The organism is Rhodohalobacter sp., from assembly GCF_041686455.1.
In the GTDB taxonomy this organism is placed as follows: domain Bacteria; phylum Bacteroidota; class Rhodothermia; order Balneolales; family Balneolaceae; genus Rhodohalobacter.
Map to the genome: position 1 here is coordinate 19,486 of NZ_JAWLDW010000011.1, position 25,209 is coordinate 44,694.

At 41.9% G+C, this 25,209-nt stretch carries 22 protein-coding genes; 21 read left to right on the forward strand and 1 reads right to left on the reverse strand.

Translation table 11 applies throughout. The features are described from left to right. The first annotated feature begins 129 nt into the window (after positions 1-129). The 19 genes from ACESM0_RS02770 to ACESM0_RS02860 all read left to right on the forward strand — a co-directional run bounded on the left by ACESM0_RS02770 (position 130) and on the right by ACESM0_RS02860 (position 23,500). Positions 130-549, forward strand: a complete 420-nt coding sequence (locus ACESM0_RS02770; protein WP_372903415.1) for an endonuclease domain-containing protein — start codon at positions 130-132, stop codon at positions 547-549. A gap of 49 nt (positions 550-598) precedes the next feature. Next, the gene (locus ACESM0_RS02775; protein WP_372903417.1) at positions 599-2,308 is read left to right on the forward strand and encodes an ATP-binding protein; all 1,710 of its coding nucleotides are present in this window, start codon (positions 599-601) and stop codon (positions 2,306-2,308) included. Between the two features lie 3 nt (positions 2,309-2,311). Further along, positions 2,312-3,460 (forward strand): bifunctional chorismate mutase/prephenate dehydratase, encoded by a 1,149-nt coding sequence (locus ACESM0_RS02780; RefSeq protein WP_372903419.1) that lies wholly within the window; start codon positions 2,312-2,314, stop codon positions 3,458-3,460. A gap of 102 nt (positions 3,461-3,562) precedes the next feature. Next, the gene (locus ACESM0_RS02785; RefSeq protein WP_372903421.1) at positions 3,563-7,789 is read left to right on the forward strand and encodes a PAS domain S-box protein; all 4,227 of its coding nucleotides are present in this window, start codon (positions 3,563-3,565) and stop codon (positions 7,787-7,789) included. A 4-nt stretch (positions 7,790-7,793) separates the two neighbouring features. Continuing rightward, complete coding sequence (locus ACESM0_RS02790) at positions 7,794-8,456, forward strand: response regulator (protein ID WP_372903423.1); 663 nt, start codon at positions 7,794-7,796, stop codon at positions 8,454-8,456. Between the two features lie 99 nt (positions 8,457-8,555). Continuing rightward, the gene (locus tag ACESM0_RS02795) at positions 8,556-8,957 is read left to right on the forward strand and encodes a hypothetical protein (protein ID WP_372903425.1); all 402 of its coding nucleotides are present in this window, start codon (positions 8,556-8,558) and stop codon (positions 8,955-8,957) included. Between the two features lie 143 nt (positions 8,958-9,100). After that, positions 9,101-11,275, forward strand: a complete 2,175-nt coding sequence (locus ACESM0_RS02800; protein WP_372903427.1) for a PAS domain S-box protein — start codon at positions 9,101-9,103, stop codon at positions 11,273-11,275. A gap of 32 nt (positions 11,276-11,307) precedes the next feature. Further along, complete coding sequence (locus tag ACESM0_RS02805) at positions 11,308-11,667, forward strand: response regulator (RefSeq protein ID WP_372903429.1); 360 nt, start codon at positions 11,308-11,310, stop codon at positions 11,665-11,667. A 14-nt stretch (positions 11,668-11,681) separates the two neighbouring features. Further along, positions 11,682-12,887 carry an ATP-binding protein gene (locus ACESM0_RS02810; protein WP_372903431.1) on the forward strand — a complete coding sequence of 402 codons (1,206 nt, stop codon included), beginning with the start codon at positions 11,682-11,684 and terminating at the stop codon, positions 12,885-12,887. Positions 12,888-12,897: 10 nt separating this feature from the next. After that, a complete protein-coding gene (locus tag ACESM0_RS02815; RefSeq protein WP_372903432.1) occupies positions 12,898-13,410 on the forward strand; it encodes a phosphoheptose isomerase in 513 nt (170 codons plus the stop codon). 379 nt (positions 13,411-13,789) lie between these two features. Continuing rightward, on the forward strand, positions 13,790-14,302 hold the full coding sequence (locus tag ACESM0_RS02820; RefSeq protein ID WP_372903434.1) for a hypothetical protein: 513 nt from the start codon (positions 13,790-13,792) through the stop codon (positions 14,300-14,302). A 113-nt stretch (positions 14,303-14,415) separates the two neighbouring features. Further along, complete coding sequence (locus ACESM0_RS02825) at positions 14,416-16,659, forward strand: RelA/SpoT family protein (RefSeq protein WP_372903436.1); 2,244 nt, start codon at positions 14,416-14,418, stop codon at positions 16,657-16,659. 157 nt (positions 16,660-16,816) lie between these two features. Further along, positions 16,817-17,146, forward strand: coding sequence for an HU family DNA-binding protein (locus ACESM0_RS02830; protein WP_372903438.1), 330 nt, complete (start codon positions 16,817-16,819; stop codon positions 17,144-17,146). Between the two features lie 4 nt (positions 17,147-17,150). Continuing rightward, on the forward strand, positions 17,151-17,582 hold the full coding sequence (gene ruvX, locus ACESM0_RS02835; RefSeq protein WP_372903440.1) for a Holliday junction resolvase RuvX: 432 nt from the start codon (positions 17,151-17,153) through the stop codon (positions 17,580-17,582). 7 nt (positions 17,583-17,589) lie between these two features. Beyond that, positions 17,590-18,150: a peptide deformylase gene (def, locus tag ACESM0_RS02840; protein ID WP_372903442.1), complete on the forward strand. Its 561-nt coding sequence runs from the start codon at positions 17,590-17,592 to the stop codon at positions 18,148-18,150. Between the two features lie 9 nt (positions 18,151-18,159). Next, on the forward strand, positions 18,160-19,086 hold the full coding sequence (fmt, locus tag ACESM0_RS02845) for a methionyl-tRNA formyltransferase (RefSeq protein WP_372903444.1): 927 nt from the start codon (positions 18,160-18,162) through the stop codon (positions 19,084-19,086). A gap of 185 nt (positions 19,087-19,271) precedes the next feature. Beyond that, entirely contained in the window at positions 19,272-19,958 is a 687-nt protein-coding gene (locus ACESM0_RS02850; RefSeq protein WP_372903446.1) for an ankyrin repeat domain-containing protein, read from the forward strand. Between the two features lie 510 nt (positions 19,959-20,468). Continuing rightward, positions 20,469-21,467 (forward strand): type I glyceraldehyde-3-phosphate dehydrogenase, encoded by a 999-nt coding sequence (gene gap, locus ACESM0_RS02855; RefSeq protein WP_372903448.1) that lies wholly within the window; start codon positions 20,469-20,471, stop codon positions 21,465-21,467. Positions 21,468-21,625: 158 nt separating this feature from the next. Beyond that, positions 21,626-23,500, forward strand: coding sequence for a glycoside hydrolase family 13 protein (locus ACESM0_RS02860; RefSeq protein WP_372903450.1), 1,875 nt, complete (start codon positions 21,626-21,628; stop codon positions 23,498-23,500). 204 nt (positions 23,501-23,704) lie between these two features. Here ACESM0_RS02860 and ACESM0_RS02865 read toward each other — a convergent pair whose 3' ends face one another. Further along, a complete protein-coding gene (locus tag ACESM0_RS02865) occupies positions 23,705-24,121 on the reverse strand; it encodes an OsmC family protein (RefSeq protein WP_372903452.1) in 417 nt (138 codons plus the stop codon). A gap of 348 nt (positions 24,122-24,469) precedes the next feature. On the opposite strand from ACESM0_RS02865, the gene ACESM0_RS02870 reads away from it, so the two are divergent. Together ACESM0_RS02870 and ACESM0_RS02875 are read left to right on the forward strand one after the other, a co-directional pair. Next, positions 24,470-24,694, forward strand: a complete 225-nt coding sequence (locus tag ACESM0_RS02870) for a DUF433 domain-containing protein (protein WP_101073121.1) — start codon at positions 24,470-24,472, stop codon at positions 24,692-24,694. Further along, positions 24,691-24,834, forward strand: a complete 144-nt coding sequence (locus tag ACESM0_RS02875) for a DUF5615 family PIN-like protein (RefSeq protein WP_372903454.1) — start codon at positions 24,691-24,693, stop codon at positions 24,832-24,834. Before ACESM0_RS02870 ends, ACESM0_RS02875 begins: the two co-directional genes overlap by 4 nt. Positions 24,835-25,209: the final 375 nt, after the last annotated feature.

The window sequence follows — 25,209 nt, forward strand, 5'->3', positions numbered from 1 at the left end:
ACTTATTTACGGGTCTTCTGAGTAGAAAGCTTAACTCCGGCCATGAATTTAATTCAGCATCAGTAAAAATTAAATTTGCGCTCCCCCTTCGAAGGGGGATTAAGGGGGATGGCTCTTAACAAATGAATTATGGCAAAATATTTTAACCATTTAGGCTATAATAAAGATCTTAAAGAGATCGCCAGAAAACTACGTAATGATTCCACACCCGCTGAGATTAGACTTTGGGTAAAATTGTTAAGAGCAAAGCAAATGAAGGGATATCAATTCCTGAGACAAAGACCTGTATTAAACTACATTGCGGATTTCATGTGCAAAGAGTTGCGATTAATAATAGAAGTAGATGGGGAAAGCCATGAACATGAACATCAATGGTATAAAGATGAGTTGCGACAAAAAGAATTAGAAAAATATGGGTTTACCATATTAAGATTTTGGGATGAAGATATATTCAATGATTTAGAAAATGTATCCAGAGTCATTGAACACTGGATTGATTGCCATCCCCTTGCACCCCCTTCGAAGGGGGAACTTCAGTTCAGCCGGTAATTACAGTTCTAATTGTGAATTATTCAGCACTACTAAAAAAACAAACCTTATGCTTTCCCAATATCCACAGTGGGCTCAGTTTCTGGCTAAAAAATATTTAAGCCGAACGCTCAATCAGTTTATTCTTCACGGTAACGTTCACGACCTTGTATCGGTTGGAAATTCTGAAAAAAAATTCATGCGGCTGAAAACGTTTCTGGCTGAGGATTTTTTTGGGGCCCGCGACATTGTCATTTTTTATGACCGGTCATCCGGGATCTATTTTCGAGACCAGGAATCGCAAAAAGATTTTAACCTGGCTCTTTCCGGCCGTGATTCGATAGCAGGTACAGAGTACTCTAAAAAACTCCCAAAGGATCCGGTAGGTGCTTTTTCTGTATTAGAGCAGTATTTCCGAATCCGACTGGATCAGAAGAAAAGCGTTGCCCTTATCGTTGATTACGCGGAAACAATAATTCCCGCGAACGAGGCCGGGAGTACCGGCACGGAAGATCGAAATGCCCTTGTTTATCTGATGAAGTGGGCACACGATCCGCTCTTTCTGGCATCCGACTTCACGACCGTGCTGCTGACGGAAAACGCAACCGATCTCAATCCATCACTGGTTCAAAACCCGTATACATCAAGCGTGCGAATAAATCTCCCGGAGGAGAGCGAGAGATTGAGCTATCTGGAAAATCAAATAGAGAAGGATGAGTTCAAAAAGATTTCGAAAGTTTCAAAACCGCTAGTTGCTCAGATGACGGCCGGCCTGGGCTATCTGAAACTTAAATCAATTCTCTCCAATGCGGTAGAAAACAGTGAAGTGATTACATTTGAATCCCTCACGGAAATTAAGAAAGAGCTGATTGAATCGGAAGCATACGGCTTGATTGAGTTCATTCCTTCAAAGAGTTCACTGGATGCCGTAGCCGGACATGTGAACGTAAAAAAACATCTTCGGAATGCCGTTGAGGCACTGAAACAGGGAAGGCGGGACGTGTTGCCGATGGGCTACCTGGTATGCGGTCCGGTGGGAACCGGTAAAACATTTCTTGTAACATCATTTGCCGGTGAAATTGGAGTGCCAATGGTGAAGCTGAAAAATTTCAGAAGCCAATGGCAGGGTGTTACAGAAGGAAATCTGGAAAAAATACTAACGCTTTTAAAGGCGATGTCACCTGTGGCAGTAATGATTGACGAGGCAGATGCCTACCTCGGTGACCGGTCAGCGTCGGGAGACAGTGGTGTCTCGAGCAGAGTGTTCTCCCAAATTGCAACGGCAATGAGCGATACCAGTAATCGCGGACGCATTTTATGGTTTTTAATGACAGCCAGGCCCGATCTGATGCCGATTGACCTGAAAAGACAAGGCCGCGCTGAGGAGCATATTGCGCTTTTCCCGCCTGAAACTGTTGAGGAGAGGAGTGAGCTTTTTGAAGTGATGAAGAGAAAAACGAATCTGAAACTGTCGGAGGAATATGTGCCCAAAGCGGTTAGAAAAGAGAAAACCATCTACTCCGGAGCCGATATGGAGGCTGCCTTAACCCGGGCAAAGTTCCGGGCGGCATCGCAGGGTAAAAATGAAGTAACACCGGATCTTCTGGAAGAGGTATTTGATGATTTTATCCCGCCTACCTATCCCGAAGAGGTGGAACTTCAGACTTTGGTTGCGGTAATAGAGTGTACATCAAAGGCACTGTTGCCGGAACGCTTCAGGAAAATGGATCGGGAAAAAATATTGAAACGAGTTGAGATTTTGAAACAAACGATTCGATAACAAATGGCGGATAAAACACTCGAAGAGATTCGGCAGAAAATTGATCAAATTGACGAGACGATCGTTAAATCACTTGGCGAACGTCAGCGTATTGTAAAAAAAGTGTTGTCCGATAAGCTTTCTTCGGCTACGGAAGTACGCGATCCCGATCGCGAAGAGAAGCTGATCGAAAAACTAAAGCAGATTGCGGCAGAAGAGGGGGTGGACCCGTACTTTTTGGAGCAGATGTATCGGGAGATTATTCAATATTCGGTTCGATATCAGACCCATGCACTGGTAGATCATCAGAATGAGAAGGCTGAGGATCAGCATATTAAAGTGGCGTACCAGGGCACGGACGGCGCCTATAGCCATCAAGCTGCAATGAGACATTTTGAGCCGAGATACAGCAATGTGGAGTGTATTGGCTATAAAAGATTTGATGAGGCAGCAGGAGCTGTAGAAGATGGGCTGGCAGATGTTGCATTTCTGCCGATTGAGAACACTACAGCCGGTTCGATAAATGATACATACGACTTATTGGCTGAAAAAGAGCTCTTTATCATTGGAGAAGAGGTATTGCAGGTAAATCACTGTTTGATGGCTCCCGAACATGTTGAGCTGTCAAACATCAGAAGAATTCTATCACATCCACAGGCAATTGCGCAGTGCAGTAAATTTCTGGCCGGCTTATCCCGCTGCCACGTAGAATCTTATTTTGATACGGCCATGGCTGCGAGAAAAGTTCGTGACGATGCCGATTTGTCTCAGGCGGCTATTGCAGGATCCTATGCTGCTGAGATTTATGGGCTGAAGATTATTCATCGCGATATGGCTAATCAGAAAGAGAACTTCACCCGATTTGTGGTGGTGAGCCGGGATGCGATTACATGCGATCCTCAATTAGATTGTAAAACGTCGCTCATCTTTGCCACGGTGGATGAAAAAGGAGCACTGCTAAAATGCCTCAATATTTTGGGAGATTCGGGAATAAATATGACAAAGCTGGAGTCGAGACCGAGATTAGGGCACCCCTGGCAATCACTTTTTTATCTTGATTTGGCCGGCAATAAAGAGGAACCCCGGCTGGCGGAAGCTCTTAAAAAACTTGGAAAAAAAGCACAATATCTGAAGGTTTTAGGAAGTTATCCCGTCCGGAAAGGGAAATGGTAATGCATCAGGTATAGAGTTTTGTCTGCTTACCCCTATTTAATTCAACAGCTTGACAGCCAGTTTTCAATTTGGTAAAGTGATGAAAACCGAACTACATCGTCTATGAAATTTACCCCTCTGCGTATTACGCTTATCTATTTTCTGTTTGCAGTGGTTTGGATTACCACAACCGACACTTTTATAGAGTGGTTTGTTGATGATGCTTCAATGTTGACGGCACTACAAACAGCCAAGGGGCTTTTTTATATAACGATTACAGCTTTAGGACTCTTTTTTATGATGAAGAGTTACGAAAAGTTTGTTACTAAAAATCAGGCTGAGCTGGAACAGATGGACAGAAGCCTGAACCTGGCTCTGAATTCTGCCAGGATGGCCACCTGGGAGTATTTTGTAGAAGCTGATCAATATAAAACTTCAACAAATCACCACTCACTTTTTGGATATTCTAAGGATGCAAATATAACACTTCAAATGGTATACGATAAAATTCATCCGGATGATCTGGAGCAGTTCAAGAAAGAGGTGGATTATTTACTTGAAAACGCAACTGATTTTAACGCTAAGTACAGAGTTGTTTTACAAGGTGGGGAGGTTAGATGGCTTTGGACGCGCGGAGAAGCATTTCGAACAGATGAAACAGTTGATCGTGTAACAGGTGTAACCATTGACATTACCGAGAGTAAGGAACTTGAACTGGAATTGGATAGAGAAAAGGAGAGACTTCAAAAGTTGTTTGAGCGAATTCCGGTGCTGATCAATGTCTACGATGAAGATCAGAACTTTATAACCATGAATAAGTATCACGAGCAGGTGCTTGGATGGACGAGAGATGATATCCAGGAAAACTCGCTTTTAGAGTTATCTTATCCGGACCCTGAATATCGAGCTGAGGTGCTCGATGATATAATGAGCCTCGACAAAGGCTGGATGCAGTACCGCGTTACTACAAAGGACGGTGAAGAGCGCTACCAAATGTGGACAAATATAGTACTCAGTGACAGCACTTTTGTTGGAGTGGGGTACGATATAACTGAGCAGAAAATGCTGGAAGAACAGATCAAGAAAGAGAGAAAAGAACTGGAGGTGATCTTTGATAACATGCCCGTTTTTATCAACCTTCATGACAGGGATGCTTCAATTGGTCAGATAAATAAATATTTCGCTGAGAAGTTTGGGTACTCTAAAGAAACTGCAAAAGAAAAAAATATTTTAAAGTTTATTACGCAGGAGAAAGATTTCGAAAGAGCTAAACAGCACATTGCGAAGTCTGACGGGAGCTGGGTAGATTTTGATCTCGTTACAAAAAGTGGTGAGATTATCTCTACAACCTGGATTAACGTTACGATCAGCGAAAATAAATCTCTTGGAATCGGATTTGATATTACCGAAAGGAAGCAAATGGAGGAACAGCTTCGAGAGAACGAAGAGCGACTGCATCTAACTACAACAAGTGCAAATGTAGGGCTATGGGAGTGGCATCCGCAAACCGGTGTGACAAAATTTGATGAAGTATGGGCCAACCTGGCTGGTTATACTCTTGAAGAACTAGAGCCGGTAAGTATAAAAACCTGGAATGAGCTGCTGCACCCCGATGATCATGAGGTGTTTGAGAATGCTGTCGAGGAGTACTTTAGTGGAAATGCTGCAACATATGAGTGCGAAATTCGCATGAAGCATAAAGAGGGTCATTGGGTCTGGATTCTGGACAGGGGAAAAACCGTAGAATGGGATGAAGAGGGGAATCCAACTCGTTTAGTGGGAACTCATATAGACATTACCGAGAGAGTAGAGTATGAGAAGGAGAACCAGTTACTTGCAAATGTGTTTCGGAAGTCGAACACGGCATTGGCTGTTTCTGCCCACAAGACAAATGTTGTTAAGAGAGTGAACCGGGCTTTCTCAGACCTTTTTGGCTATAATATTACAGAAATGACCGGGATGTTGGTCGAAAGCATATACGACGAGGAAAATTTCAAAATCTTTAAGAGCAAGCAGGAGGTTCTTCAAGAGAAAAAATCGGCATCATTTGAAGTGGAGTTACTTAAAAAAAATGGAACAACATTCACGGCCTTAATTAATATGTCTCTTGTAGACGATGAAGGAATGTCTGAACCATATCGTGTAACCACGGTACAGGATATAAGTGAGCTAAAACAAATTCAGGAGCAATTGGCCTCCGAACGCCAACGATTTGAAATGGCTGCAAATAATGTTTCAGATGTTGTTTGGGAGTGGAATCCTGAAACTAATACGGTTTGGTGGGGGGAGGGGATAGAGACTGTAATGGGCTACCGGAAAGAGGACTATCAGGGATTCACGGATTTCTGGCATAAGCATATGATCGAAGAGGATCGGGGTCGGGTGTTGGGAAGTCTGCGCAAAGCAGAAAGAGATGGCTCTACCGAGTGGGAAGGTGAGTATAGATTTATTGCTGCGGATGGGAATATTCGCACTGTAAAAGACTCAGCGGTTCTCATTCGGGATGAAGACGGAACCCTTCAGCGAATTATTGGTGCAATGGTAGATATTACCCCGGTCCAGGAGTACCAGGAGATGCTTAAAGAGGAGCGAAATCGTTTTGAACTGATCGCCCGTTCATCAAATGATGTTTTATATGATCATAATTTTGATACAGGAGATGTTTGGTGGAGCGAGGGATGGATGTCTCGATTTGGCTATCAAAAAATGGAGGTAGAAGAGAATATAGATTGGTGGGAGTCAAAAGTGCATCCGGATGATGTTCGTTCAACCACAAAAAGTATACTGCGAGCTATGGAAAGTGGAGAAGAGTTTTGGGCGGGTACATACAGGATACTGGACGGTTCCGGAGAGTACAGATTTGTTTCCGATAAGGGATATTTTATTCGCGGAGATGGATCTCAGACAGCACATCTGGTGGGTACAATTTCGGATATTACCGCTGATGAAGTTGCGAAAAGGGAACTTCAAAAATCAGAAGAACAGTACAGGCTTCTCTTTGAACGAAGCCCAATTCCAATGTGGATATATGACCCTCAAACGCTACAAATTGTAACCGTAAACCGGGCCGCAATTTCGAAGTTTGGATACAGCGAGGTAGAATTCAAGAGTTTAAAGATTTATGAACTCCACCGTAAAGAGGATCTCAAGAAAATTGAAGACGAGATCAAACGAAGCCTACAGCATAAAAGCACAGGTTTCGATACATGGATTCAGGAAACAAAAGAGGGGCAAAAACTTATTGTAGAGCTATCAGGGTCTGAAATATTTTATGAGAACAAAATTCATCGTTTAGTGATCGCAAATGATATCACAGAAAGAAAAGAAGCCGAGCAGCAACTAAAAGAATCTGAAGAGCAGTATCGTCTGCTGTTTCAGCAAAATCCAATTCCGATGTGGATTTATGATCCGGACACGTTTTATTACTCCGAGGTGAACGACGCAGCCATTCAAAAATATGGATACAGCCGTGGAGAATTTAAAAAAATAACGATTCTCGATATAAGACCCGAAGAGGATATTCAAAAAGTTCGAAAAGCCACAGAAAAAAACAGGATGGAAGGCCCATCATTTTTTGAAGAGTGGACCCACTACACAAAATCCGGTGAGAAGCTTAAGGTTATGATTTCAGCTTCTGATATTTATTATGAAGGAAAGCATCAGCGGCTTGTGATTGTCAATGATATCACCGAACAGCGTAAAGCAGAAGAGCACGCCATCAGTGCAATTATTGAGGGTGAAGAGCGTGAAAGAATGCGAATAGCGAAAGAGCTCCACGACGGATTGGGACAGTATTTATCTGCTGCTAATATGAACCTGAAATCAGTTTATGAAGATGCGGATAAGCTACCGGTTAAACTATCCGATACCTTTAAAAATGGTCTGCAGCTTTTAAATCATGCGATTTCTGAAACGCGCAGTATTTCTCAAAATCTTCTGCCAAAAGCAATACAGGATTATGGACTCGAGCTTGCTATTGAGTCATTAATCAATCAGTTAAAGAAATCGACAAAAATAATATTTTATCTTTATCACAATTTAGACAATGTAGAACTTCCTGAGAATGTACAGATTAACCTGTACAGAATTACCCAGGAGGCACTAAATAACGCGTTGCGTCATGGTGATCCGGAAACGGTTAATGTACAGTTGATCTACTCTATGGGGGAAATACTACTTACTATCGAAGATGATGGTATAGGTTTTAATGTTGAGGAAAAAGAGGGGGACGGACTGGGGCTGCGTAGTATGAAAACCAGAGTTGGTGCAATGTCGGCAAATTTGGATATTATTAGTAACTTAGGTAGAGGTACCATTGTATCTGTGGTAGTTCCAATAAATATGGAGTAAAAATATGGCAAATGTAAAAATACTGCTGGCTGACGATCATAAAATTGTTCGGGACGGCATAAAACTCATGCTTGAACCTCAGGCCGGCATCGATGTTGTTGATGAGGCTGAAAATGGTGAGAAAGCTTTGGAAATATTAAAAGATCAGATTGTAGACATCGTTGTGATGGATATTAATATGCCTATTATGGACGGTATAACTGCCACAAAAAAAATTAAAGAGAAATATCCTGATGTAAAAGTACTCGCCCTTACGATGAGTAATGACGACCTCCATATCCGTCAGATGATCCAGGCCGGAGCCTCCGGTTATATTATGAAGAGTGCAGGTAGAAAAGAGCTGAAAGATGCGATTGATGCCATCACGGAAGGCAAGCACTACTTTAGCGATGAAGCTACAGAAAGCATTATGATGGACCTGGTGAAAGGGAAAGGAAAATCGACCGGCCCTGATCCGATTCATATTACAGACAGGGAGCTTGAAGTACTCGAACTGATTGTTCAAGAGCACACCAACCAGGAGATAGCTGAAAAGCTATATATCAGCTCGAGAACTGTAGACGCCCATCGCCGAAACCTTCTGCAGAAAACAGGGGCCAGAAACACAGCGGGCCTTGTGAAGTATGCTTTTCAGCATAATTTAATTTCATCCGGTAAAGATAAATAATTCAATTTTACTCTAGGTATTAATACGGACGGGCCGGTCTTAATTTTAAGCTTTTGCACGAATACCGCCTTTAGATAACTCTGTATAGTTTACCGTAGAATGAATACGGGGAATACAAATATCATCATTGTTGCAGAACGCACACCACGAGCGAGTCATTTTGAGAGCCTCATAAAAGAAGAATATGATGAATTGGTGTCTCTTCATCTAGTTTCTTGCAATGAATTATCTTCTGTGAAAAATGATGAAAATACTCTTATAGTCATAGATTTGATGGATTTTGAGCGATCAGCGTTCAAAATCATAGAAAATCTGAAAGAAACTCATTCATCAGTTAAAGTATTAGCACTGCACATCTATCAATCAGAGGAACTCATTGCACCACTTTTCGAAAAAGGAATTGACGGCTACATTTCCAGTGACCCAACCCGGCAAGATTTTATAAAAGCGGTAAAAAAAGTGATGAACGGAGAGACATATAAACCCGACTTTTCGTCATAGGTAAATTTTCCAAAATCTTGTTGTTAGCCCTACGCTTATTTACGGACTTTTAATTTAAGTGTTCGACGTCTTATTTGTCTCAAAAATCAATCATATCTTGATTTAGAATATAAAAAAGAGTGAGCAACTAATAGTTCCAGGAAATGAAGGATTTAAAAAATGCGGTATTCAATGCGCTGCCGGGGGCGGCGGCCATTGTAGCAGAAGACGGATCAATACTCTCGACCAATTCAAGCTGGGTACATGGAAAAGAGGATTTTCACAAACTCGGTATGGCACAACCGGGGAGCAACTATTTCGATCATTGCCAAAAAGCGGTTGAAGAGGGTGACGACTACGCATTGAAGATCATTTTTGGAATGCGTGAAGTTCTTGACGGAGTAAAAAGCAACTACGAACTCACTATGCCCTGCCCCGACAATGAGCAATTTCCCAAAAAAAGCTGGTGTAAATTAACGATTTCACTATTAGATAGTGAGGAAAATTGTGTGCTTGTCTTCTTTGAAGATGTGAGTAAAAACATGAGAGTTGTGCGCGCTTTGAGGGAAACGCAAGAGAGATATATACAACAGTTTAAAAACTCATTGTCCGGAATTATTATCTCATCCCCGGAAGGTGATATTTATGATGCCAATCCGGCAGCCTGCAAGATTCTCGGATACTCCAAGCGTGAATTGATTGAAGGCGGAAGAGAGATTGTCATGGATTTGGATCACCCTGTGAACCAAAAAGCATACAATATAAGAGATGAAAAATCTTTTTATGAAGGTGAGAAAAATTATAAACATAAAGACGGGGAAGAGCTTGTTGTGGAGTCGTCGTCTGTTTTATACAAGAATGAAAATGGTGAATTGCGCTCGTTAAACACGTTTCGGGATATTTCTAAACAGAAAGAAACATTGATTAACCTCAAACACGAGAAGAAATTTACAGAGGCAGTCATCAACAGTATTCCGGGTACCTTTTATGTACTGAATAAGGAGATGGACATTTTAAGATATAACGAAGCTGTTACTGATGACCTAGGATATACACCCGAAGAGATAGAATCGAATAATGCTCTTCACTACTTTCCGGAAGACGAACATGAAAAAATCATCAACTCTTTAGAAGATGCTTTCGAGGATGGTTCTACCCATATTGTATCAAAAGTTATATCTAAGAACGATGGCATAAGAGTTTACCATTTACTGGCCAATCGGTTTAGAACAGAAAAGGGAGAGTACCTGGTTGGCACAGGGACAGATGTAACCGATCTGGTGGACATTGAGAAAGAGAAAGACAAGAATTATGATATGCTTTCCCAACTTTTTGAAAGCTCACCGTTACCCATGGCGATGTTCAGCCCGGATAATAAAATTGTGAAAATTAATAACAGTTTTACCGAGCTGTATGGATATACAAAACTGGAAGCTGTTGGGAAAGATGTCCATCGGCTGTTGATGGATGGTGAAGCGTTGGGAGACGCTCAAGAGATTAGTGAACAGGTATTTTCAGGGCAGTCTTATACCGACGAGGTGGAGAGGTTTACAGAAACAGGGGAGAAGCTCACGGTATTGATGAGTGCTATTCCAATTATCCACGAAAAAGAGGTTGTGGCGGCCTATGTGATTTATGTTGATTTGAGTGCACAGAAAAAATTGGAGAATGATCTTCAGAAGTCGTTAGGCGAAAAAGAGATTTTACTGCAAGAGGTACACCACAGGGTAAAAAATAATCTTGCAGTAATGGCCGGATTGATTGATTTGCAGATTATGGAGGAAGGCGATTTAAATGTTGAAAATAAGTTAAATGATATTCGCAGCAGAATTTTCTCTATCGCAAAAATTCATGAAAACCTGTACAGCAATGAAAGCATGGTTAGCATTCAGTTCGATGATTATCTCAGGACCATCATGGAGGCACTGCCGCAGAAAGGATTAACGGAGTCTGATGAATTGAATATTACAGTTGATGCCATGCCAATCATTCTAAATCTTAATCAAGCCGTTCCGCTTGGACTGGCTGTTAATGAGTTGATGAACATTGTATTTTCGACGCATCCAAATGGACGTAATCTGAAAGTTTTACTACAAAAAGATCAGAGCAACCTCGTATTGGTTTTTGAAGGAAATGCGATCAGTACAGAGTTATTTGAGCGAAATGGAGAAGTGGAATCATTTCCAAGCTTACTTGTTAGCATCTTTTTATCACAAATACACGGTAAAATGAATGTTAGCAACAATGGCGTAAGTCGCCTGGTAATTGAGTTTGAGCAGATGGATGTGAAGGGATCGAGCAGCTCCCTGACAGAAGAACAGAGCTCAATATTTAATTAAACAAACAAAAGGTTATTCATAAGCAGGAAGATATGCGAGTTTTAATTATAGAAGACGACATGATCCTGGCCTTAAGCCTTGAAATCATGTTAAAGAAAATTGGTTATAAAGAAGTGAAAAAAGCCCACACAGGGGAAAAGGCGCTGGAAACTATTGTAGATTTTGAACCGGACCTGATGCTTGTAGACATCTTTCTCGGGGCCGGTATTTCGGGAATTGATGTAGTGAAAAAAGTGCAGGAAAAAAAAGACGTGCCAGTCATTTACATTACCGGTAATTCAGACGACTATCATAGAAAACAGGCAGGCGAGACCGATTATTTAAGTTACATGGTGAAACCGATTACGTTTACTGAATTGAAGAAAGTTCTACTTACAGAAAATGTGAAATAGATTTACCCGGAAATATGGAAGTGAATACAATACAAGCTGATTCTGAGAAAAAGCGTGTTGAAGCACTTCACGCTTACTCTGTATTAGATACAGTTTCTGAAGAGAAGTTTGATGACCTGACCAAACTTGCCGCAGATCTATGTGATGCACCCATTGCCAGAATTAACTTGATAGATTCAGGGCGGCAGTGGGCGAAGTCTATATACGGAATGTCTGAACAGACTCGTGAAGTTTCTAGAGATATTACCGTCTGCCAGTATACCATTCAAAAAAATGAAGTTCTTGAAATTAAAAATTTAGCTGAAGATCCACGTTTTAAGAATTTTTCGTACGTAAAAGAGCGCCCAAAACTCCGGTACTATTTGGGTGCACCACTGTTAGATCCGGAGGGATACGCTATCGGAGCTCTCTGTGTATTGGATTATGAAGAGAGAGAAATGCCGGAGAAGCAGAAAAAACAGCTGCAAATCCTGGCTGGAGAAGTGATGGCTCGCCTGGAACTTCGCAAGCAAAACCTAAAGCTTAAAGAGCTGAATGAGCACAAACTGACATTGATGAAAATGCTCAGCCACGATATGCGCTCTCCGCTAAACGGCATTATCGGAATGAGTAATATGCTCGGTGAATTGGTTGAAGGAGATGAAGAGGCAGAGATGATCGAACTTCTCGAGCAGAGCGCGACGCAGCTCAATCAGATGATAGACGAAATTTTAAGTTATTCTCTGATAGAGTCGAAAGGCTTTACGCTAAATTCAAAAGAAGTTGATCTGAGGGAAGTATCGGAGTCGATGAACCGACTGTACCAGCCTGTTGCCAAGTCGAAAAATGTGGATTTGAAAATTAACCTACATGCAAAAGAAACCGTTTGTATTGACAAGGATAAATTTGAGCAGATCTACGGCAACTTGCTATCCAACGCTATTAAATTCACAAAATCTGGCGGACAGACCAGTGGAGAAATTGAGTTGACAGATGGTGAATTACGACTGAAAGTTACAGACAGCGGTGTGGGAATGGATAAATTTACAGCTTCCGATCTGTTTCAAAACGGTACATCTGCACCTAACGGAGGAACTTCGGGAGAAAAAAGTACGGGGCTCGGTCTGGCGATCGTAAAATATTTTGTTGATCTTCACAACGGTGTAATCGATGTAAATAGTGAGAAGGATAAGGGGACAACATTTCTGATTACTATACCATTAACCAAAGATTGTAACTAGAAATAGGACATTGACCGATAATAACAGGGTATCAACAAAGGAAGAAGTTTTTAAAAAAGCTGAGGACATTCTCAAGACTAATAACTTTTCTATCGTAGCTTCTGACAAAAACCGGCCTTGGGGTGGGTTTTATGTTATTGATGAAGATCAGTCTACAGCATTTATTTCTGAGTTTTTCCCGGAATTAAACATAGATGATTTTTCGAAATTCGATAAGTTGAGCCCGAAGCTTCTGATGGTAGCTCCTCAAAAAAGATTGAGCTGGCAGTATCATTACCGGCGTTCGGAAATCTGGAAAGTGATTGACGGCAAGGCAGGTGTTGTGGTTAGCAAAACTGACGAGCAGTCGCCTGTAAAAACCCTGGATCTTGGTGATATCATACGGCTGGCTCAAGGTGAAAGGCACAGGTTGGTTGGGTTGGAAAGTTGGGCCATTATCGCAGAGATCTGGCAGCATACTGATCCTGAAAATCCATCTGACGAGGATGATATTGTTAGAGTAGAAGATGATTTTGGCAGATAGTTTCAACTTCTTCTCTAAGGGTTAGACGAACGAAGTGGTCAGCTCCGTCTAAACTCATCCAGCATTGATTTGATGACGAGCTTTAAGGTCAAGTTGTTTGTGTTTTTGCATGATAACACGAATATAAGCCGCTTGGCCGAAAACCCTGAGGGGCGCGCCCCTCAGGGTTACTTTTCGTGTTGCACTTATTACTTGAACTCAGGCTTTTTTTGTGAAGTTTTTCCATGAACTCAGTTTGAATTGGTTGACGCTCTCTCATTATTTATTATTATCAGCTAAACTTTCTTGTAAACCGGCTCGCAAGATGTGTCATTTCAAAATAATAGTTTTTGCCTTTTGTATCTCGGGGTTGAGTATTCTCTCTTTTCCGGAAAAAAGTATGGCACAGATTGGGATAGGGGGCGGACTGGATATTCGCAGTGAAGAACCAACTCAAGGATATGGTATTCGGCTGGAGTACAGAATTGTTAATTTACCACCGGTTGCAGATCTGAAGGTAAGAGCTCATGGCAGCTATTTTTCTGATACCCTAAAAAGAAGAAACTCTGTAAACGGTTTGGTAACAGAAGTCTTTGAAGAAAAAACGGCTTTCGATATCGGCGCGGCTATTCTTGCCGGTGTAAAATTAGGTCCGGTGAATCCTGTTGCGGGTATTGGTCTGGGTATTGACAGCTCAGAATTAAATGCAGATCGCACGGAATCTCACCCCAGTCAGCTAAGAGGAGTTAATGAGGAAAATCTCTATTGGAATCTTTTTTTTGGCGGAGAACTCTCCATCATCCCATACATAAAACCATTCTTTGAATATCGTTTTGTTCAGCTAATCAATTCTGAAAATATCGATATTAAAGATTCGGAAAGATTTTCGCTGGGTATCATCTTTAGATTTTAGTTCGTTATTTATAGAGGCAGAGTCTTTTTGAAAATTCTTTATTTTACAGTTTATGAACTGTTTTCATTTACGTAATGTTTTTCAATAACAACTTAATTCAAGCGTAACCGTCTATGGCAAAAGTGGATACAGATATCCGCGAACAGCTCGAAGTATTCGATCTCGATAATCAGCAGCAAACAGAGCTGACTGAACTATTGGACCTGTGCCATGCTTCACTGGATGAAGTTGATGAACAGCTTATTACACGAGCATTCAAGCTCTGCTGCCTGTCGCATCAGGATGTAAAGAGAGCATCCGGCGAACCTTACTATCTGCATCCCGTTGAGGTTGCAAAAATTATGGCCGGCGATTTCAATATTGATGACGAATCGGTTATAGCTGCACTCCTCCACGATACAGTTGAAGACACACCGGTTACACTTGATCAGACAGAGGAAGTCTTTGGTCCTGTGGTGATGCACCTTATTGATGGTGTGACAAAGATTTCAGGTGTTTTTGAAAGCCGGGACACCAAACAGGCAGAAACGTTTATGAAACTGATCCTCTCTATGGCAGAGGATATCCGGGTAGTGTTGATTAAATTTGCCGATCGTTTGCATAATATGCGCACTATATCGGCACTTCCACGTCAAAAGCAGCTTAAAAAAGCGACGGAAACCATGGAGCTCTATGCTCCTCTTGCGCATCGGTTCGGGCTTTTTAAAATCAAAAATGAATTTGAAGATTTATGCTTTAAAGTAATTGATCCGAACTCTTTCAAATTTATCGTTCGCAAGCTGAAAGAGAAGAAGAATGCCCGGGAAGAGTTTATCAGTCAGTTTATGGAACCGATTCAAAACGAGCTGAAAGAGCAGAATTTCAACTTTGAAATAAAAGGCAGGCCAAAGCACATCTACTCCATTTACAGAAAGATGCAGATGCAGCAGAAGCCTTTTGAGGAGATTTACGATCTTTTTGCGATTCGCATTATTCTGGAAGATCCACATCAAAAAGAGGATTGCTGGCGTGTTTACTCCGTTATAACGGATTGGTATACACCTATTCCCAAGAGATTTCGCGATTTTATTTCTGTTCCCAAAGCAAACGGTTACCAATCCCTGCACACTACGGTAATTACGAAACAGGGACGAAAAGTTGAGGTTCAGATACGGACCCGGAAAATGGATGATATTGCCGAGCACGGAGTGGCAGCCCATTGGAAGTATAAAGAAGGTAACAGCGGTGGCAGTGCAGAACTGGATAAGTTTGTTCATTGGGTACGCGATGTTCTCGACAGTCCGCGCCCGGATGCAGCTACAGAGTTTGTAAAAGATTTTCAGCTAAACTTGTATCAGGATGAAATTTATGTGTTTACACCTCAGGGTGAACTAAAAACACTGCCAAAAGGAGCATCCTGTATCGACTTTGCATTCGAAATTCACAGTGAAATCGGTGAGCGTGCAGTTGCGGCAAAGGTTAATGGTAAAATGGTCCCTTTGCGCCAAAAGTTACATAGCGGAGATCAGGTTGAGATTATAACAGGCAACAAAATTAACTTGAATGCAGACTGGATCGAAGATGTGGTAACGCATAAAGCAAAAGCCCGGCTGCGTCAGTTTATTAAACAGAAAGAGATGAAAGTGGCTGAAGAGGGCCGCGAACTTTGGGAGAAAAAGGCATCTAAAGGGAAGATTGAAATTACCGATCAGGATTTGATGAAGGTTGCCCACCGTTTCAAATTTGAGAACACTCAGGAGATGTTTTATGAGATTGGAGCGGGCGTCTTTGATGTTAAGGATCTCTACAAAGTGGTTAAAGAGCTAAAGAGCAAAGGCAGAATCGAGACTGACGAAAAAGATGAGAAGCCTGTTGATGAAGATGAAATTCAAGAGAAATATATTTCCACAGCTCGTTCCGTTGGAGATTCAAAAGCTCTTTTGGTCGAGGGTGAATTAAGCGGCGTAAAGTATAGCTATGCAAATTGTTGTAACCCGATACCCGGTGATGAGGTGATCGGTTTTATAAGCCGAAACGGTGACGTAAAAGTACATCGTTCAAATTGTAAAAACGCTCATCACTTAATTCGTACTGATAGCGAGAGAATTATTGACGTAAGCTGGGCTAAAAATATTGAGGATCAATTTCTCGGTGCGATTCGGGTTATTGGAGAAGACCGGGTTGGACTGGTGAATGATATCACGGAGATACTTTCAAAATCCTTGAAAACAAATATGAAGAGTATAAACGTGAGCAGTGAAGGTGGAATGTTTGACGGAATTCTGACCATCTATGTCAGCGATTTAAAACATCTTGAAGAGATTATAAACCGTTTGGAGAGAATAGAGGGCATTAAAAATGTAACGCGCTACGAGTAGCGGCAGTGTTAAGACTATCTTTAGTAGGCGTTTTTACGTATAGAAATATGTTTGATTCACCTATTTTTATTTTCAAATCTTTTATTAATAATTGCTTAAATATATAATACATTGTCATAGATGTATTTGGAGTGATAACAACAAAACAAGAAAAAAGATGGTGACTTACACAAAACGTGATATCGTGCGAACAGTAGCCGACCAAATGGACGTACCGCTCAATCAGTCCGAACCGTGGGTAGATGCTGTAATAGATGCTCTAAGAAGTAAAATGCTTGCTGCTGATCCGACTTGCCGGATTGAACTTCGAGACTTTGGTGTATTTGAAGTTAAGGAGACAAAAGCCAAACCAAAGGCCAGAAATCCCAAAACCAACGAAGTGATTTATGTGCCCGCACACCGAAAAACTCATTTCAAACCAAGTAAGCGTTTGAAAAAATTCTTGAAGCAGCCGCTTGAAGAGGTAAAGAAGAAAAGTAAAAAATAGGTGATTGGCTAATTTTGGCAGAATCCTCGGGATTGATGTTGGCGGTAAGCGGGTTGGTATAGCCAGGACTGATCTTTTAAGAACAGTTGCAAATACCGTGGCCACGTTTACGCCCGAGGACTCTTTTATCGAAGTAGAAAGACAGATCAAAGAAGAGGGACCTGTAATTGCTATTGTTGTAGGATGGCCCTTAACTCCGGATGGTGAACCAACCAATGCTACGCAGATGGCACAAGAGTACTACAACCATCTGAAAAAACGATATAAGGATATTGAGATCCACAAGATGGACGAGCGCTACTCAACCAAGCAGGCAATGGAAGCGTTGAAAGAAGCCGGGGTGTCCAGAAAGCGTCGTGAAAAAAAAGGTAGGTTGGATCAGGCTGCTGCAGCCCTTATTTTAAGGGAGTTTTTAGAAGCATATCCAGAATTATAATTTATCTATGTCTGTTTTACCCATTGTAACCTATAACGACCCGGTTTTACGTGAAAAAACCAAGCCGGTGGAAGAGAATGACCAAGAGCTTCAAACCCTGATCGATGATATGTTTGATACCATGTACAACTCTCAGGGAGTTGGTCTTGCCGCACCCCAAGTCGGCAAGAAGATTCAGCTTTTTGTGATGGACGCTGATGGAATCACGGATGAGCTTGAAGAAGAGACAAGCCACGGGCCTTTGGTTGTCATCAACCCAAAAATTGTGGAAACTACCGGCGAAAAAGTGAAGATGGAAGAGGGTTGTTTAAGCATTCCTGACGTTCGGGATGATGTGGTTCGGCCTGAAAAAGTGACTATCGAGTACCTCGACCGGGATTTTAACAAAAAACGTATTGAAGCAGAAGGGTGGGAATCGAGAGTGATCCAGCATGAGTACGATCACCTTCAGGGTGTTCTTTTTTTGGATTATCTGAGTGCATTTAAAAAGCGTTTGCATAAATCACTTTTGAAAAAAATTGATAAAGGCACGCTTAATATTGAATATCCTGTAGTATCAAAAGATTGAGCCGGTAAAGTGAAAACATTAAGAATCGTATTTATGGGATCGCCCGATTTTGCGATTCCCTCTCTCGAAGCTCTTCATAAGTCGGAGCATGATATTGTTGCTGTTGCCAGCAATCCGGATAAACGGCGTGGCAGGGGCGGGGAGCCTCAACCCACTGTGGTCAAGAAAAAAGCGATGGATCTGGGTTATCCGACCATTGATGTTGAAGATCCAAAATCAGACGAGTTTGCTGAGAAGTTGATAAGGCTAAAACCGGATTTATTGGTAGTGGTTGCTTTCCGTATTTTACCGAAGAAAATTCTATCCATCCCTGCTATCGGCTCTATCAATTTACACGCGTCTTTACTGCCAAGGTATCGTGGCGCAGCGCCCATTCACTGGGCAATTATAAAAGGAGAAAAAGAGACGGGGTGTTCAGTATTTTTCCTGGATGAAAAAGTAGATACCGGTGAGATAATTGCACAGTTCAAAACAGATGTTGGGCCTTTGGAAACAACGGGAGATCTATATAACCGCTTGAAAGTTAAAGGTGCAGAGCTGCTGAAAGATACGGTAGACCGGATTGCAGAAGGAACATCAGAGGGGATGGTACAGAACCACGAACAGGCAACGCCGGCACCAAAATTATTTAAAGAGAACACCAAGATTGATTTTAACCAATCTGTTGAAGATGTACACAATTTAATTCGTGGGCTGAACCCATTTCCGACCGCATGGTGCATGTTTGGTGAACAGAAACTCAATATCTACAAAGCAAAACCGGGCCCAAAAACATCAAATGCAAAACCGGGACAGCTTGTTGAAATTGACAACAGACTGTATGTACAGTGCAATGACGGGTTGCTTGAACTTTTGGAGCTTCAACTGCCGGGCACAAAACGTTTGTCTGGGGTTGATTTTTTAAACGGATACGATACGTCAGTTCAGCTGAAATGAGTTTGAAAAAGGGAAGTATTCTTAGAATATAACTTTGCATATCATTTTGAATTATCCTGCTTTTAATCTTCTGTTACAGGGAAAACCCTATTGCTTTAATGTGATTTATTTTAGATATACTGTTCAGAAATAACCGAGACAATTATTTTGTTAAAACGCATTTTTAAAACAATTAAATCATCATTATGGAGCTTTCGCCACTATTACAGGCCGCACGAAATGGGAATTTGAACGAAGTTCGAAATCATCATCAGAAAGGTGTGGATCTGAACGAGACACACAAAAATGGCAATACTGCCCTGATCTATGCTGCCGAAAATGGCCATCTTGATATTGTTAAATATTTAATTGAACAGGGTGCAGATCCTGCGGTACAAACAAAGATGGGAGGAACGGCTCTGAATCGAGCTGCAGAGAATGGGAACATAGAAATTATGAAGTACCTTCTGGAAAACGGGACGCCCATTGGCGGTCTGGCACTGATTGTTGCAGCCCGGGAAGGTAATCTTGCCGCTGTAAAACTACTTGTTGAAGCCGGAGCTGATGTGAATGCTAAGCAAAGATGGGGGCAGACCGGTTTAATGCTTGCCGCACGAGAAGGTAATACCGATGTTGTAAAGTATTTGATTGATCAGGGAGCAAATGTTCGGCTAAAAGATAAAAACGGTGATACAGCCTTAAACATCGCTCTGGACAACGACAATTCAGATATTGCAATGCAGCTGAAACGAGCCGGTGCAAAAGCACAGATTAAAAAACCGGTAACACCTGTTGTTGAAGATGATGAGGAAGATGATTCTGACGTTGATGGGGTGGATGATCTGATTTCCGGGGATGATGAAGATATCCCTGAAGATATCGATCTTGATTAGTGATGCTAGTTCAATTTAAAGCAGATCTTCAAAAGCCTCTGAAGTAATCAAAGGCTTTTTTTTGTGGGATTTACAGATCAAATTAAAATTCAGAATCTAAATAATTTGTTCTTTGAAATTAATTTATGTGGTTTCTTATATCATTTTTTAGTGTAAGATTAGGCTGAAAGCCTAAAATAACTCAGCGAAGGGCCAAAACCCTTCGCCAATAAATTTATCCCCTCAGATAGCAGGCTGTAAGCCTGCGACAGCTTTAGCTTGTTACAGTATTGACTTAACCATTGAGTTGAGAAAAAATCAACACTATCAGAAATTTTTTTCTCACTCTAGTCAAAATCTTATCTCACAAAGTATGATCTTGAAATTGAAAAAGCGCTCCCAACGTAAACTAATAAAAATGAGGAGTGTAACTTTGATGAATTAATGGATTGAGTGAATCTAAACCGTTATTTTAATGTTATAAATACTGCAAACAAGCAGATAATTTAAAATGAAAAGGAGTAAAATTTTATGGCTAAAGTAAAAGTTGGAATTAATGGGTTTGGACGGATCGGCCGATTAGTTATGCGATCTATTCTTAAATATCAGAGTGACGAAATTGAAGTTGTTGGAATTAACGACTTGACAGATACAAAAACACTTGCACATCTTTTTAAGTATGATACTGTTCACGGAAAATTTGACGGAGAAGTATACGCTGACGGTGATAATCTTGTAATCAACGGAAGTAAAATTGGCGTAACTGCTGAACGTGATCCCGTAAACCTGAAATGGGGCGAACGAGGAGCTGAAGTAATCGTTGAGTCTACAGGGATTTTTCGTGATGATAAAGGAGCCGCTAAACACATTGAAGCGGGTGCTAAAAAAGTGATTATCTCAGCACCGGGCAAAGGCGATCTTCAAACCATCGTGATTGGCGTAAATGACGATGAGATTGATAAAAACCGAACCGTATACTCAAACGCAAGCTGTACAACAAACTGCCTTGCACCTATGGTGAAGGTTCTTGACGATGCGTTTGGAATTGAGCAAGGATTTATGACAACGATCCATGCCTATACCGGCGATCAGCAGATAGTTGACGGTCCTCACAAGGATCTTCGCAGAGCCCGTGCAGCAGCTGCTAACATTGTACCAACAACAACAGGTGCCGCTGCCGCTGTAGGACTGGTACTTCCTCATCTGGATGGTAAGCTGGACGGAATGGCTGTCCGTGTACCTGTTCCCGACGGATCACTGACAGACTTTACTGCAGTTGTGAGTAAAGATGTCACCGAAGAGCAAGTTCAGGAAGCGTTCAAGAAAGCTGCGGAAGGAGAAATGAAAGGCGTTCTTGAATTTAGCGACGAGCCACTGGTATCCAGTGACATCGTTGGAAATCCAAGTTCATGTATTTACGATAGCTTGTCTACAAAAGTAGATGGGAAAGTTGTGAAAATTGTTGGATGGTATGACAATGAAGCCGGTTACTCAGCACGAACTGCAGAATTGGTTACGATGATTGTTTAATCGCGATCTTTTTTAGTAAATACGTTTCTACGTAGATTATGGGCCCGCATGGAAAACCGTGCGGGCTTTTTTATACATAATCCTTCCTTTCTTTTGCTATTTTGTATAAGCTGAATTTCAATTACAGGTTTAGACAACTGTTACTAAATTATACTTCTATGAGAACTTCAAAGGCTATATCATCATTTTTATTATTTATTTTTTGTGTTCCGGTACTGGTTGCTCAGTCAATCCAAATAGACCGTGTTGAGCCGGAAAACTGGTGGATTGGATTTCAGGAGCCTGAAGTGCAACTGCTGGTTCACGGAGACAATATCCAGACTGCAATTCCATCCGTGGATTATCCGGGTGTAACCATCGAGCGAATTACGCTGGTCGAAAATCCCAATTATCAGTTCGTCACTCTTCGAATTCACGATGAGGCCGAGGCGGGAACTGTGGAGCTGCAATTTAACCGGGGAGAGTACTCTTACACACATCAGTACGAAATTAAAGAACGAAGCAGCGATCTGAACCGAAATCAAGGGTTCGATTCAACCGATTTAATCTATCTTCTGATGCCGGATCGATTTGCAAACGGTGATCCCGAAAACGATAGCATCGAGGGAATGCTGGAAGGTGTGAATCGCGATAATCCGAATGCCCGGCACGGTGGCGACATTCAGGGTGTAATTGACAACCTCGACTACCTAAAAAATCTCGGCATGACCGCGGTTTGGTTTACTCCCATCATCGAAAATGATATGCCTCCGGAGTACGGTGCGTACCACGGGTATGCGGCAACCGATATGTATCGGGTGGACCGCCGTTTTGGAACCAATGATAAATACCTGGAACTGATCGATAAAGCCCACGATATGGGATTGAAAGTGATCATGGATATGATTCACAATCACGTGGGAACGGAACACTGGTTTGTGAAGGATCAGCCAACGTCCGATTGGGTCCACGATATTGAAGAGAAAGGGACAACTAATTTCAGAGCCGCAACAGTAATGGATCCCTATGCTTCCGATTTTGACTACAGTGCAATGGTACAGGGCTGGTTTGTTGTGGATATGCCAGATATGGATCAGCGAAATGAACTGGTGGCAAACTATCTGATTCAGAACACACTGTGGTGGATTGAGTACTCCGGAATTGACGGAATCCGAATGGATACCCATCCTTACCCTTACAAAGAGTATATGGCTGAGTGGAGCCGGCGTGTACTGGAGGAGTTTCCCGATTTTAATATGGTGGGTGAAGCGTGGATGTCTAATCCGCCATCAACGGCTTACTGGCAGACCGGCTTCCCGAGCTCTGACGGTTATGAGAGCTACCTGCCCAGCGTAACCGATTTCCCGCTATACGATGCAATTGCCGCCGGGTTGAATGAAGAGGAATCCTGGGATACCGGGATTTACAGGCTGTATGATGTTCTGAGTCAGGATTTTCTATTCCCTGATCCAAACCTGAATGTAATTTTTCCGGGAAATCACGACCTGGACCGGATTTTCTCGGTAGTGGGTGAAGATTATGGAAAGTTCAAAATAGCACTCAGTTTTGTGCTGACTACCCGTGGAATTCCGCAGCTCTACTACGGAGATGAAATTTTGATGACCGGCGGTGGTCCGGACGGGCTGAAGCGGAAAGATTTCCCCGGCGGCTGGGAGGAAGATCCAATCGATGGATTTACCGAGGAAGGGCGAGAGGAACTGGCTGAAAAGACCGGATTTCCTGTAATGGAGTCGCACGAGTTTTTAACTCGTGTAGCCAATTGGCGCCAGGATAAAGATGTGATTCACAATGGTGAGCTAACACATTTTATCCCGCAGGACAATGTCTATGTCTATTTCCGTCATAATGTTGAAGAGACTGTAATGGTGGTTCTGAACGCGAACGAAGAGGCTCAGGAACTGGATTTAAACAGATTCTCAGAACTTCTGGATGGTACTTCATCCGCCTATGATGTTGTGAGCGATCAAACCGTTCAGATCGGAGAAGTACTGGAAGTATCCGGAATGGATGCGATGATTCTAGAGCTTGAGTAAGACGAGCTAAAAAAAAAGTAAACTCGCGAAAAGTCCCCCTTTGAAGGGGGATTTAGGGGGATGGCTCTCACAGAGTTTTTTGAATTAAAACATTCAGTTATTGCCTTATTTTAAGGCTTTTTCATCCCCCATTCCCCCCTTCAAAGGGGGACACTTCATAACCTTAATTTTGACATTTCATTTCTCAAATCTCAGGACTCAAGACTACTTAACAATTTCATAACTGCTGGTAACTTTTGCTGTCTTCTCCAGGGTTTTGGTGACGGAGCAGTATTTTCCGAGAGAGAGGTCAATCGCTTTTTCTACCTGCTTGGGGTTCAGATCTCCTTTAAAAATATAGTGCATGTGAATTTCTGAGAACTCTGTGTAGGTTCCTTTCTTGATTCGCTCACCGGTCACTTCAATTTTAATGTCTTCCGGATTCTGACGTTTCTTTTTCAGGATTCCGATGATGTCGATGGTTGAACATCCGCCGGCAGCCGCTAAAAGCATCTGCATGGGCCTGAATCCACTGTTAATGCCACCAATGTCATCCGAGCCATCCATCTCCAGACTTACACCATCTTCGTTAGTAGCTTTCATGTGGACGTCATCATTCAGGCGCTGAATCGTAATTTTCATACTGTTGTGAAATAGGTTTGATTTAAAGATTTCGTGGTGTGAAAATACCGAATTTTCGCGAGGGATGGCAGAGAGATTGGTGGGTGGATGTTTTGGGAGTGTGTTTAAGGGTAGACCGCATAAAATCTTTATTTGGCGGATTATTCGGGTGTTGCACTATCATAAGTTGGTAATTTACCCAACAAAATGTTGTTTTTGTTTGCTTTGAGGGATTGATTGGTTTATTGTCTGGCAGCAGACGTGCAAAATGCACTGCCGGTAAATACATGATTACCTCATTTTCCTCAATCTATGATATCTGCCTTGTTTTGAGTAGATTTATGATATTAACTACAAAATTCTATCAAAATGAAAGACTGGAGAAAACGCATAACGACAAATCCCGATCAATGTGGCGGCAGGCCATGTATCAGGGGCATGAGAATCCGTGTCGTTGACGTATTGGATCTGCTCGCAGCCGGACTCAGTCATGAGCAGATTTTGGAAGAATTGCCTGACCTGGAAAAAGATGATATTGAAGCATCCATCAAGTATGCCCGAGGGAAAATTGATCATCCAGTAGTTGCGGCATGAAGCTTTGGATTGATGCACAACTCTCACCTGCTATTGCCGCGTGGATCAACCGTACATTTAATGATATAGAAGCAAAGTCGGTTCGTGCCCTTGGTCTTCATGATGCAACAGATCCTGAGATTTTTAAAAAGGCACAATGAAAGCAGGTGCAGTTTTCATGAGTAAAGATGATGATTTCATCCAGCTTATTGAGCAAAAGGGTACTCCACCAAAATTTTCTGGGTCCTTGCGGTAACACTTCGAATGCTAAAATGAGAGAAATTTTACCGAGAATGTTTTTAAAGGCAAAACAGCTTTTTCGAAAGTGGTGAGAATATCATTGAAATCAGAGATAAATAAGGTTAACAAAGGGGCTCAAGCGGACGAGTTTTCATTTTGAAGTTTTGGAAAATTACTCGTTCCGCCTGTTAGCCGACTAATCCGTTAAGTATCATAGCAGCAATAAAGCCCTTACTACATACCCCTTCGTAGCACTAAGTCAGTCCGTCCTACCATTCATTCTGGTTGGCAATTCA

Excerpts from the sequence above, each read along its gene's own strand:
- ACESM0_RS02770 (WP_372903415.1), top strand. The coding sequence starts at position 130 with ATGGCAAAATATTTTAACCATTTAGGCTATAATAAAGATCTTAAAGAG.
- ACESM0_RS02775 (WP_372903417.1), top strand. The coding sequence starts at position 599 with ATGCTTTCCCAATATCCACAGTGGGCTCAGTTTCTGGCTAAAAAATAT.
- ACESM0_RS02780 (WP_372903419.1), top strand. The coding sequence starts at position 2,312 with ATGGCGGATAAAACACTCGAAGAGATTCGGCAGAAAATTGATCAAATT.
- ACESM0_RS02785 (WP_372903421.1), top strand. The coding sequence starts at position 3,563 with ATGAAATTTACCCCTCTGCGTATTACGCTTATCTATTTTCTGTTTGCA.
- ACESM0_RS02790 (WP_372903423.1), top strand. The coding sequence starts at position 7,794 with ATGGCAAATGTAAAAATACTGCTGGCTGACGATCATAAAATTGTTCGG.
- ACESM0_RS02795 (WP_372903425.1), top strand. The coding sequence starts at position 8,556 with ATGAATACGGGGAATACAAATATCATCATTGTTGCAGAACGCACACCA.
- ACESM0_RS02800 (WP_372903427.1), top strand. The coding sequence starts at position 9,101 with ATGAAGGATTTAAAAAATGCGGTATTCAATGCGCTGCCGGGGGCGGCG.
- ACESM0_RS02805 (WP_372903429.1), top strand. The coding sequence starts at position 11,308 with ATGCGAGTTTTAATTATAGAAGACGACATGATCCTGGCCTTAAGCCTT.
- ACESM0_RS02810 (WP_372903431.1), top strand. The coding sequence starts at position 11,682 with ATGGAAGTGAATACAATACAAGCTGATTCTGAGAAAAAGCGTGTTGAA.
- ACESM0_RS02820 (WP_372903434.1), top strand. The coding sequence starts at position 13,790 with ATGGCACAGATTGGGATAGGGGGCGGACTGGATATTCGCAGTGAAGAA.
- ACESM0_RS02825 (WP_372903436.1), top strand. The coding sequence starts at position 14,416 with ATGGCAAAAGTGGATACAGATATCCGCGAACAGCTCGAAGTATTCGAT.
- ACESM0_RS02830 (WP_372903438.1), top strand. The coding sequence starts at position 16,817 with ATGGTGACTTACACAAAACGTGATATCGTGCGAACAGTAGCCGACCAA.
- def (WP_372903442.1), top strand. The coding sequence starts at position 17,590 with ATGTCTGTTTTACCCATTGTAACCTATAACGACCCGGTTTTACGTGAA.
- ACESM0_RS02850 (WP_372903446.1), top strand. The coding sequence starts at position 19,272 with ATGGAGCTTTCGCCACTATTACAGGCCGCACGAAATGGGAATTTGAAC.
- gap (WP_372903448.1), top strand. The coding sequence starts at position 20,469 with ATGGCTAAAGTAAAAGTTGGAATTAATGGGTTTGGACGGATCGGCCGA.
- ACESM0_RS02860 (WP_372903450.1), top strand. The coding sequence starts at position 21,626 with ATGAGAACTTCAAAGGCTATATCATCATTTTTATTATTTATTTTTTGT.
- ACESM0_RS02865 (WP_372903452.1), bottom strand. The coding sequence starts at position 24,121 with ATGAAAATTACGATTCAGCGCCTGAATGATGACGTCCACATGAAAGCT.
- ACESM0_RS02870 (WP_101073121.1), top strand. The coding sequence starts at position 24,470 with ATGAAAGACTGGAGAAAACGCATAACGACAAATCCCGATCAATGTGGC.
- ACESM0_RS02875 (WP_372903454.1), top strand. The coding sequence starts at position 24,691 with ATGAAGCTTTGGATTGATGCACAACTCTCACCTGCTATTGCCGCGTGG.